The organism is Metabacillus endolithicus, from assembly GCF_023078335.1.
GTDB lineage: Bacteria > Bacillota > Bacilli > Bacillales > Bacillaceae > Metabacillus > Metabacillus endolithicus.
Window position 1 is genome coordinate 595,085 of sequence record NZ_CP095550.1, and the last position, 11,856, is coordinate 606,940.

General features: G+C 35.1%; 8 protein-coding genes and 1 pseudogene. 2 read left to right on the forward strand and 7 right to left on the reverse strand.

The annotated features are described in order from the left end of the window. Nucleotides 1-132 precede the first annotated feature (132 nt). The 4 genes and pseudogenes from MVE64_RS03235 to MVE64_RS03250 all read right to left on the reverse strand — a co-directional run bounded on the left by MVE64_RS03235 (nt 133) and on the right by MVE64_RS03250 (nt 2,890). Nucleotides 133-663, reverse strand: a complete 531-nt coding sequence (locus MVE64_RS03235; RefSeq protein WP_247343744.1) for a GNAT family N-acetyltransferase — start codon at nt 661-663, stop codon at nt 133-135. 44 nt (nt 664-707) lie between these two features. Next, nucleotides 708-1,238: a helix-turn-helix domain-containing protein gene (locus MVE64_RS03240; protein ID WP_247343747.1), complete on the reverse strand. Its 531-nt coding sequence runs from the start codon at nt 1,236-1,238 to the stop codon at nt 708-710. A 159-nt stretch (nt 1,239-1,397) separates the two neighbouring features. After that, nucleotides 1,398-1,604, reverse strand: coding sequence for a DUF6501 family protein (locus MVE64_RS03245; RefSeq protein WP_247343750.1), 207 nt, complete (start codon nt 1,602-1,604; stop codon nt 1,398-1,400). 57 nt (nt 1,605-1,661) lie between these two features. Next, a pseudogene (locus MVE64_RS03250) lies at nt 1,662-2,890 on the reverse strand (MDR family MFS transporter). A gap of 139 nt (nt 2,891-3,029) precedes the next feature. Between MVE64_RS03250 and MVE64_RS03255 the strand changes: the two are divergent. Further along, nucleotides 3,030-4,910: a terpene cyclase/mutase family protein gene (locus MVE64_RS03255; RefSeq protein WP_247343753.1), complete on the forward strand. Its 1,881-nt coding sequence runs from the start codon at nt 3,030-3,032 to the stop codon at nt 4,908-4,910. A gap of 80 nt (nt 4,911-4,990) precedes the next feature. Beyond that, on the forward strand, nt 4,991-5,899 hold the full coding sequence (locus tag MVE64_RS03260; protein ID WP_247343754.1) for a superoxide dismutase: 909 nt from the start codon (nt 4,991-4,993) through the stop codon (nt 5,897-5,899). Between the two features lie 51 nt (nt 5,900-5,950). Here the strand turns inward: MVE64_RS03260 and MVE64_RS03265 are convergent, their stop codons facing one another. The 3 genes from MVE64_RS03265 to sucA all read right to left on the reverse strand — a co-directional run bounded on the left by MVE64_RS03265 (nt 5,951) and on the right by sucA (nt 11,808). Next, nucleotides 5,951-7,297: a sodium-dependent transporter gene (locus tag MVE64_RS03265; RefSeq protein ID WP_231307700.1), complete on the reverse strand. Its 1,347-nt coding sequence runs from the start codon at nt 7,295-7,297 to the stop codon at nt 5,951-5,953. Between the two features lie 296 nt (nt 7,298-7,593). Beyond that, entirely contained in the window at nt 7,594-8,841 is a 1,248-nt protein-coding gene (gene odhB, locus MVE64_RS03270; RefSeq protein ID WP_231307701.1) for a 2-oxoglutarate dehydrogenase complex dihydrolipoyllysine-residue succinyltransferase, read from the reverse strand. Nucleotides 8,842-8,973: 132 nt separating this feature from the next. Further along, nucleotides 8,974-11,808, reverse strand: a complete 2,835-nt coding sequence (gene sucA, locus MVE64_RS03275) for a 2-oxoglutarate dehydrogenase E1 component (protein WP_247343756.1) — start codon at nt 11,806-11,808, stop codon at nt 8,974-8,976. Nucleotides 11,809-11,856 lie beyond the last annotated feature (48 nt).

Genomic DNA, 11,856 nt, shown 5'->3' on the forward strand with positions numbered 1-11,856 from the left:
GTTTAAATTCTTTCAATATATGTCAGTATTTGTTTTAATGATTGATCTATTCAATCTATTTTATATTTTTACCTATTTTTAAAACAAAAAGAGGATACAATGAACCTGATTGGCCCAATGTTTCCTCTTTTTTTATTCACATACTCTTTTACCGAGAATAACTAAATCTCGTTCTACCCCATCCATGTTTGCAATCCTCGGTAAGTGTGCCCATCTTTCAAAATTGTAGTTTTCAAAAAGCTTAATACTAGGTGAATTGTGACCAAATACAAATGCTAGTAACGTTTTTAATCCCAGCTCGGGACATTGAGCTATAGCCCGTTCCATTAAAACACGAGCGTAGCCTTTTCCGTGAACGGAAGCATCAAGATAAATACTTACTTCTGCTGTTGCATCATAAGCTGGTCTCCCATAAAAAGATTGAAAGCTTAGCCAGCCAACAATAGCGCCACCCTCTTCTAACACCCATAATGGTCGTTGATGTGCGTTATGTTCATGAAACCACTTTAATCTGCTCTCTACAGTCACCTCTTGTAAATCAGCTGTTGCAAGCTGCCCTGGAATAGAGCTGTTATATATTTCAACGATCTTTGAGAGATCATCCAGATTTGCATCTCTTATTCTAAGATTTTGTTCACTCATATCTGTCTTTCCTTTCGTCATATAACATTTCTTCTTATTATAGAATAAAAATAGATAGACAAAAACTACTTTTTTGCTTCCGGAATAAAAATCGTCGACAAATGTCGAGCTTTTCGATCATTTGATGGTTCGTTATCTATTACTTTTTTGTACACTTGTGAAAGTTCTTTCATAAATTCTTGGAATTCTTGATCTGTTAAGTACACCATAGCTTGCCGATAACTTACTCCATCTTTTATTAGATCAATATTTTCTTGGTTTAAATAACTTTCATACTGTCCAAGTAAATGAGTCATAAAGGTTAAAAATAAGTTTAAATGTTCATCTTTAGATAATTTTGTTAAATCACTCTTATTAGATACCTCATGTTCATTTAAGGCATAGATTTTTTCAACCGTACCTCTTATTTGGTTTTCCTTTACAACTTTTAAAACTTCAGCCTCTAATAATTTATTTAGATGTCGATATAATGTTGCTTGTGGTACATCTGTTAATCTTGTTGCAATTTGCTGAACAGTATATTCTTTGTTTCCTATTAAGGTTTGAACAATTTTCATTCTTACTGGATGAAGGATTAGTTTAGCTTTTGAATCCACTGAGGTCACCCCTCCTAATATAAAAATAACATTTATAACGCAATGGTTATCATTATCAATTATAATAATAATATACTTGATGTCAAATAATATAGGTTATCAATAGGTATTTCTTAGAAAATAAAAAAGAATGACAGTTTCCCGTCACTCCTTAACGAATTATTCAATCACTTCAAAATAGTCTTTGTAATATCCACCGACTTTTCCAGTATTGTCAATAACAAAGAAAAATTCGTCTGTTTCATTTTGTACATCATACTCTTTTCCTGCTGTTAAAGCTCGATCTACCATATATTTTTCAGCATTCGTATGAATACATTTTACTTTCTTAATTTCTTTAGAATTTTGCCATGTTTTATGGATCATATCTATCACCTCTCTAATTTCTTCTTTTATTTTATCTGAAAATAGTTAAAAAGCCAATTATTGTGGAAAGGCAACATTAACAGCCACACTTTTCTTTTTCATTTCATATTTTACATATAGTAAGATTGGTAAAGCGATAATTGTAATCATCACTAGTGTACCAAAGAGATATAATGGTTTGTTCGCCCCAAATTGCTCTAATAAAACCCCGCCGATCCATGGGCCGATGACATTCCCAAGTTGTGTAAAACCCATAGCACCAAAATATGTTCCCTTTAAATCAGGCTTAGCAAGCTGATCGATAAGTAAATCTGTCATAGAGAACATCAAGATTTCACCAATTGTAAAAATGATCATCATTAAAATTAATAGTGGCAATTCTTGACTAAATGCAAAGCCGAAAAGTCCTAAGCAAATGACAACATTCCCAATCATAATTGAAACAAGTGGGGAATATTTTTTCCCAATTTTTATTAAAGGAAATTGCAAAATAATAACTGTAATTGCATTTAAAGTTAGTAAATATGAAAATAATTCCGCTCCATTTTTGAATAACTCCGAGCTAGAAAAGTATTGTGGCAATGTTGAGCTAAATTGAGAATATCCTGTAATACATAATACAAGTCCAACAAGACTATATAAAAAAATATGATCTTTACGGACAATTTGGACTGCATCTTTTAACTGAACAAGATTATTATTCGTTGTGTTTACTTTGTCATTGTATTTTCTCAACGTATAAAGTAATACAATTCCATATAGAAAATACGTTATTCCCGCAAATATAAATGGAGTTGTGCTAGCAGCTGCCCCAAGTTTAAGTCCAATTAACGGTCCAAATGTAACTCCAACATTTATTGCTGTATATCGAAGATTGAAGATCACTAAACGATTTTTTTCAACCGTTAAATCTGAAAGCATAACCTGGAAGTTGGTTCAAAAACAGAACGACATAAACCGTTTAACGCATTCATCATAAAAAAACCTACAATAGAATGAGTAAAAGCAAATCCTACAAAAACGAGTCCCCAAGCAAAAACAGAGATTAACAGAACTCTTTTTCTTCCCCAAAGATCTGATAAATATCCACCATAAAAGCTTGATGCAATGCCAACTAGAGAGCTAATTGCGATGATAGCACCTGTTGTCGACGGTGATACATTTTTTTCCTGTGTTAAATAAATGGCTAAAAACGGTATACACATCGATGTTGCTAGACGTCCAAATAAAGTACCGATTAAAATATTCATTGTAACCGGACTAACATCTTTTAACTGTTTCCACATTCTGTTCCCTTCCATCTTTTAATAGAATAATAATTTATTATACCTGAAAATGGAAAAAAGAATAGTAGAAAAACATAAAATCGTTCAGTTTCATAACACACAGAATAACTGCATAATGTATGGAGAGGTGAACGAATATATGTATACGAATGAAAGTATTGATCAGAAGATAGAAGAAATGATCGAAAAATTAAGAACTACTCAACGAAAAGATGGTTCTTGGAAATACTGTTTTGAAGGCGGTTTAATGACTGACGCTTTTATGATTATAACATTACGTTCCTTAGATATAAAAAATGAAGAAAAGCTGATAAAACAACTAGCAGATCGGATCTATTCGTTACAAAAAAACTCAGGGTTATGGAAGGCTTATTCTGATGAAAAAAGTGGGAACCTTTCTATTACCATACAAGCTTATTGTGCTCTTTTATATTCAGGTTACTTTACACCAGAACATCCTGGCTTAAAAAAAGCTGAAGAATTTATCCGTAAGAATGGTGGATTGGGTAATTCTCATTTTTTGACGAAATGGATGTTAGCTGTAAATGGGCTTTATCCGTGGCCAACTCTTTTTTATATACCAATGACCTTCCTTCTAATTCCAACTTCATTTCCCTTAAATTTCTATCAATTCAGTAACTATGCAAGAATTCATTTTATTCCAATGATGGTTGCTGCCAATAAAAAATACACTATTAAATCAAGTTATACACCAAACTTGAATCACCTGATTATTCGTTCTGCTTTTGCTAATGAAAGCTGGGAACTTCCATTTGCGACACGTACAAATTCATCGTTTACAAATGAAATGAAAAAACTTTTGCAACTACCTGAATATTTACACCGGTTAGGCTATCAAAAAGCAGAGCGATATATGTTAAAAAGACTTGAAGATGATGGAACTCTTTACAGCTATGCTAGCTCAACCTTTTTCATGATTTATGCCCTACTATCTTTAGGCCATAAAAAGTCTTCTCCAACAATATTAAATGCCATAAACGGATTAAAGCATTTGGTTTCAACCAATTGTGATGGTATTCATCTAGAAAACTCAACCTCTACTGTTTGGGATACAGCCTTACTTAGCTATGCTCTTCAAGAAGCTAATGTTTCCAGTACTTCACCCATGATTAACAAATCCGTTCAATATCTCTTATCAATGCAACATACAAAAAAGGGTGATTGGAAGATTCATAACCCTAATATTAAGCCAGGGGGATGGGGTTTTTCCCATAATAATACGATTAATCCAGACAATGATGATACCTCAGCCGCATTACGAGCATTAACAAGGAAAGCTCGTAAAGATCAAAAAGTACGCAATGCTTGGTATAAAGGAGTTACTTATCTTCTCTCCATGCAAAATGCTGATGGTGGATGGGCGGCCTTTGAAAAAAATACAGATCTAGAAATCCTTACGTATCTTCCGTTAGAAAACGCAGAGGACGCCGCTATTGACCCTTCAACTCCGGACTTAACAGGTAGAGTACTAGAGTTTTTAGGTAACAATGCTGGATTAACAAAAGAACACCCAAGTGTAAAAGCAGCAATAAGGTGGCTGATGGACAATCAAGAAGAGAACGGCTCTTGGTATGGAAGATGGGGAGTTTGTTATATATATGGAACTTGGGCAGCTGTGACAGGACTACTAGCTGTTGGTATCTCCCCAACATCATCTGCTATAAAAAAGGCAATCAACTGGCTAGTAAGCATACAATTAAACAGTGGAGGTTGGGGTGAATCATGTGCAAGTAGTGAGGAGAAAAGATATGTACCCCTTTCATTTAGTACCCCTTCACAAACATCATGGGCATTAGATGCATTAATTCAGAGTAGAGCCTTTTCGAATTTATCTGTACAAAAAGGTATATCTCATCTAATAAATGATTCTTCTTTCACTGAAGAAGGAAGAACATATCCAACCGGCATTGGACTACCAGGGCAATTTTACATCACTTACCATAGCTACAATCTACTTTTTCCATTGTTAACACTTGCCCACTACCAAAAAAGATCATAACAGGTTTATTTAGAAAAAAGATCAACCTTTTTGGAAAAGTGCATATATTGTCTACGACTGATGTCAGGGAGGGAGAAATAATGTCAGAGCAGTACATCGTATCCATGCAAAAATGGTGTGAGGAAATTTTAGAAAGTTATCATCATTCCTATGAAGAACTAAGCCGAAACCATCACAAAGATACATTAGAAAATTGGAAAAGTGAGCTTGAAATCTTCCAAGCTCAACTAAACAAAGATGATCGTCCTGATAATAAGGAAGTTTATGAGCGTGCTGATCGTCTGTTTACACAGTTTGAAGCTTACTTTGATGATGAAAATAATGAACAGGAAAGCATTTTACGCGCCCATAACGAAGCAGGAACGGTTCCAATCGGAGGTCATACGTTACCACCACTACCCTACAGTTATGATGCATTAGAGCCTTATATTGATCGTGAAATTATGAGATTACATCATGACAAGCATCATCAAAGCTATGTTGATGGTTTAAATAAAGCCGAAAAAGAAATGCAAAAAGCTCGTCAAACAAATAACTTTGAATTAATTAAGCATTGGGAACGTGAAGCTGCGTTTCATGGTGCAGGTCATTACCTTCACACAATCTTCTGGAATGTAATGAGTCCTAACGGTGGTGGCATGCCTTCTGGTATGTTAATGAGAGAGATTAATCAAACATTTGGTAGTTTTGAAAAATTTAAAACCCACTTTTCTGAAGCAGCCAAAAATGTTGAAGCAGTTGGATGGGCAATTTTAGTTTGGGCACCACGTTCCCGTAGATTAGAAATTCTTCAAGCAGAAAAGCATCAAAACTTAAGTCAATGGGATGTTATCCCCTTACTTACGCTAGATGTTTGGGAACATGCCTACTATCTTCAATATAAAAACGAACGAAAAAAATACGTTGAGAATTGGTGGAATGTTGTAAATTGGCGTGAAGTAGAGAGACGTTTTCATGAAGCACAACAACTAAAATGGAAACCATTTTAATATACAAAAAAGGCAGATTATCTTATAAAGAAAAATCTGCCTTCATTTATTCTATATAATACCTAAAGCATCTAAAAAGACAAAGATAATTACAATCGGTGATACATATTTTAATAGTAGGTACCAAATTGTAAAAATCTTTTTACTAAGAGATGATCCTTGTGACAGTTCATCAAACAGAACTTTTTTAGATATCTTTAATGGAACAAATATTGAAATTAAGAGCGCACCAAGTGGCATAAGAATATTGCTTACTAGAAAATCAGCAGCATCAAAAATTGACTTATCGAATAATGTTATATGTCCAAGCAGTCCGAAAGAAAGTGCTGACGGAATTCCGACAACAAAAATGCATATTCCAACTAACCAAGAAGATTTTCTTCTTTTAGAATCATTCCCCTTCGCAATCGGAGCTACAATTATTTCGAGCATTGAAAAAGCAGATGTTAAAGTAGCAAATAAAAACAATAATAAAAATGCGATCAAAAAGATTGTTCCAAATGGCATTTGATTAAACACTGTAGGCAGTACATTAAACAATAACACAGGACCTGCATCCGGAGCTAAACCAAAAGAAAACACGGCCGGAAAAATTGCTAATCCTGCTAAAAACGCAACTAATAAGTTAAGAACGACGATTGAAACTGCCGATTGTGGTAAATTTTCATTCTTAGACAAATAAGAGCTATAAGTTACCATAACTGACACTCCAACACTTAGGGCAAAAAAGGATTGTCCCATCGCATATAAAATCGTCTCAGATGTTACGTTTGTAAAATCAGGCTTTAAAAAGAAAATAATTCCTTCCATGGAGCCATCTAGTGTAATAGAACGAACAATCAAGATGACAAATAATATAAACAAAGCAGGCATCATAATTCGGCTTGCTTTTTCAATCCCATTTGAAACACCTTTAGAAACAACAAAACTTGTAATAAGTAAAAATAATAACTGTGCAAAAACGGTTAAAATCGGATCCGAAATGCTAGTACCAAATAACTCACCATACTCCTGCTCTGTTAAGCCACTAAGATTTCCTGTAACAGCTTTAAATAGATAAATTAAGATCCAGCCACCTACTACGCTATAAAAAGACAACAAGATAAAACAAGTCACTACACCAAGTCTTCCAATTAAGTGCCAAGAGGAATTCGGAGCAATTTGTTTGTATGCTTGAATGGCATCTTTTTTCGTACTTCTACCTATCACAAACTCTCCTAATAGAAGTGGTAGTCCTACTAGTAAAGTAAATAAAATAAAGATTAGAAAAAATACACCGCCCCCACTAGTCCCCGCAACATAAGGAAACTTCCATATCGCTCCTAAACCAATTGCAGACCCGGCAGCCGCAAGAATAAAAGAGAGCTTGGACGACCATTGTTCTACAGAATTATTCATAACATCACCTCAAAATCCTACTGATCAAAGATTTCTTTCAAAAGAATATAAAATCAACCTTTGAAAAATATATTATATAAATACACATTTTATCATTTTACTAGGATAATTTAAATTAAATTTTAAAATAATTCAATCAGCAAAACTGAATTAATAGAAAAAAACAGCTTATTGCCAAGTCCTAATGGCAAAAGCCTTAGTTTTCTATACTATAATTCATAAAACTTATCCTTGCTGATAGTAAAAGAAAAAAGGCTGACACATTTAGTGCCAACCTTCTTAGATTTATTAAAAACTTATCCTTCTAATAATAATGATTCTGGATCTTCAAGTAATTCTTTCACTGTTGATAAGAAGCTTACTGCTTCTCTTCCGTCAACAATTCGGTGATCATATGAAAGGGCAATGTACATCATTGGACGATTTTCCATTGTATTTTCATCGATAGCAACAGGGCGAAGCTGGATTTTGTGCATACCTAAAATACCAACTTGTGGTCCGTTTAGGATAGGTGTTGACATTAATGATCCGAAAACACCACCATTTGTAATCGTAAATGTTCCGCCTTGTAAATCAGAAAGACTTAATTTGTTATCGCGTGCTTTCTTAGCAAGATCAAGAATTTCTCCTTCAATACCTGCAAAGTTTAAGCGATCTGCATCACGAACAACTGGTACAACTAATCCATCTGGAGCTGATACCGCAATTCCAATATCATAGAATTTCTTCACCAAAATTTCATTGCCTTGTATCTCAGCATTAAGAAGTGGATATTGTTTTAATGCAGCAACAACAGCTTTTGTAAAGAAGGACATGAAGCCTAAACGAACATCATGCTGTTCGAAAAATTTGTCTTTACGACGTTTACGAACTTCCATAACAGCAGTCATATCTACTTCATTAAATGTTGTTAACATAGCAGCTGTTTGTTGAACTTCTACTAATCGATTTGCAATCGTTTGTCTACGTCTAGACATTTTTTGTCTTTCTACTGGTTTACCAGGTTTATCATCCTGTACGGCTGGTGTAGCAGCTTTTGGTGCAGCTGGTTTCGATTCTTGTTTTGGTGCTTCTTGACCCGAGTGTGCTTCAACATCTTGTTTACGTACGCGGCCAAGTGGATCAACTGTTTGAACTTGTTGTAAATCTATTCCACGCTCACGAGCTAACTTACGTGCCGCTGGTGAGGCAATTGTACGTTGTTTTTTCTCTTCTTCCGTTACTTCAACATTGTTTTGTTGAGCTTCTTGTGGCGCCGGTGCTTCTTGTTTAGTCTCTGTTTGCTCTGGTTGTGAAGGAGAAGCTTCACCACTCTCATCAATTATCCCAATTGTTTCTCCAACTTGAACAGTATCACCTGATTCTTTGTGTAGCTCTTTTAAAACTCCAGAAAATTCAGCAGTTAATTCAACATTTACTTTATCTGTTTCAACTTCTAAAAGGTATTCACCCTTCTCAACAACATCACCTGGTTGTTTTAACCATTGTGCAATCGTTCCTTCAGTAATAGATTCTGCTAGTTCTGGTACTTTAATTTCAGCCATTGTTGGTTCCCCCTTGAGAAACTTGCTTGTTAAAAGAATCACTTTTATTACATCTATATCAATTTAACGCGATAATATGATAACAGCAAGTCTCGCATTTTTCAATTTAAATGATGATTAATGGTTAAATAATTATTTATTCCAAGTTAATGCTTCTGTAACGATCCGTTCTTGATCTTTTTTGTGGATATTCGGATCACCTTCCGCTGGACTCTGTCTTCTTCTTCTACCTATATAGTTCACCGGAACTCCTTCAGGTGCAATTTCTCTTAATTTTGAATCAATAAACGTCCATGCTCCCATGTTTTGGGGTTCTTCTTGAACCCAAACAATTTCTTCAAGAGCTGGTAAACGATCCAAAATGGATGTAATAATTGTCTTAGGGAAAGGATATAGTTCCTCAACTCTTAGCATGTGAACCCAATCCAGATCGCCTTCAATCGTATTTAACTTATCAGTTAAATCTGTAGCTACCTTACCAGTGCATAAAAGAAGTCTTTTTACTTTTTCCGGAGAAGTGCCTAGTCCTGGTTGTTCAATAACTGGCTTGAACTCTCCTTCACATAATTCATTTAGATCTGATACAGTTTGTGGATTTCTTAGTAAGCTCTTTGGCGTCATAATAACAAGTGGTCTTACTTCTTCACGCTTTAGCAAGTCCGCTTGACGACGTAATATATGGAAATATTGAGATGCACTTGTTAAATTCGCAACTTGCCAGCTATCTTCAGCAGCTAACTGTAAGAAACGCTCCAACCTAGCACTGGAATGCTCGGGACCTTGTCCTTCAAATCCATGTGGTAATAACATAACAAGCCCAGATTTTTGACCCCATTTTGCACGACCTGCAGCAATAAACTGATCAAAGAATACTTGTGCTGCATTTGCAAAGTCTCCGTATTGTGCTTCCCATAAAACTAATGTTTCTGGTGCAAATACATTGTAACCATATTCAAAACCAATAACAGATCCTTCAGATAATGGACTATTGTGGATTGCAAATGATGCTTTAGCGTCATCTAGTCGATGTAATGGTGAATAAAACTCACCAGTATCAACATCATGTAAAACAATATGTCTCTGTGCAAATGTTCCACGCTGTGAATCCTGTCCTGTTAATCGAATAGGAGTTCCATCTGTTAAAATGGATGCAAACGCTAACGCTTCACCTAAAGCCCATTCCACTTTTCCATCTTCCTTAAGCGCTTTTGCTCTTCTTTCTAGAATTCTCTGAAGTTTAGAAAACACATTAAAGCTTTCCGGCCATTTTACAAGCTCATCATTTAATTGAAGTAACTTATCCTTATCAACAGCTGTTTTTAACTTAGGAAGGCCACTGTTAACGAATTCCGGTAATTGAATTTCATGTTTTTGAGCTACCTTTTTATCAGGAACTTTTTGATATGCCTTTTCTAGTACTGTTTGAACTTCATCGCTAATTTTTTCAACATCTTCTGGCTTAACAATTCCTCCACCTTGTAGTGATTTTGCATAAAGCTCACGTACAGTTGGATGTTTACGAACTTTTTCGTAAAGTTTTGGTTGTGTCATGGATGGTTCATCCATTTCATTATGACCAAAACGTCGATAGCCAATAAGATCGATTAAGAAATCACTCTTAAATTTATTTCTGTATTCCATTGCAATGAACACTGCAGCAATACATGCTTCTGGATCATCTGCATTAACGTGTACAATAGGAATTTCATATCCTTTTGCAAGGTCACTTGCATATGTGGTTGAACGGGAATCACGACTTTCAGTTGTAAAACCGATCATATTATTCGCAATAATATGTATAGTGCCACCCGTTTGATAACCTGTCAGCTTATTTAAGTTCAATGTTTCCGCAACAATTCCTTCACCCGGGAATGCAGCATCCCCATGGATAAGAATAGCCATAGCATTATTTTCATTTTGTTTTGGATAACCTTTTTCTGTACGAGTTTCCTGTGCAGCACGGGTATATCCTTCAACAATTGGATCGATAAACTCTAGATGACTTGGATTATTAGCTAATGTTACTTTAGCACGCACTGTACTTTCATCTTTTATTTGTTTATTGGCACCAAGGTGGTACTTAACATCACCACTCCAACCATAGTTAATTCCAATAGAACCTTCTGATGGAACCAATTCTTTATTAGGTGCATGTTGAAACTCAGAAAAGATAATTTCATACGGTTTGCCAAGTACATGAGCTAAAACACTTAAACGGCCGCGGTGCGCCATTCCTATATTTATTGTATCAGTGCCAGCTTGAACGGCATTTGAGATTAATTCATCAAGTACCGGAACTAGCATATCTAAACCTTCAATAGAAAAACGTTTTTGACCAACAAAAGTACGGTGAAGGAATTGTTCAAACCCTTCAACTTCTGTGAGTCTTTTTAAGATAGAAATACGTTTTTCCTTTGATAAATTTTCAAAGATCGCTCCTGATTCCACCATTTTTACAAGCCATGTTTTTTCCTCATAGTTATGAACATGACTAAATTCGAATGCGATCGTTCTCTTATAAACTTCTTTTAAGTATTGATATGCTTCAAGCCCATTGGTCACATGTGCAGGAGCATCTTCACATAATAGGTTTACAGGTATATCTTTTAAATCTTCTTCAGTTAAATCATATTCTTCAAGGCGAAGAAACTCATTCTTCTCATTTCGGTCCTCAAAAGGATAAATTGCTGCGTTTAAGTGACCATATCTACGAATATTTGTCACTAATCGAACTGCTTCAGCAACTTTTTTCATTTTATCAGTACTGATTGTTTCATTTTCAGCTGACTTTGTCGTGTCTTTTGTTGTGATTGAAGGAGAACCCCAGGTATCAAAGATTTCTTTTAATTCTATATCAATAGAATTTGGATCAAGTTTATATTGATCATATTGTTCCATGACATAGCCGAGGTTAGGACCATGGAAGTCTTCCCAAGGGAAATTCTTCTTGCTATTGCCTTGTGCCATCTAACATTACCCCCAACGATTCATAAGTGATCAGAAATGATTTTCCTG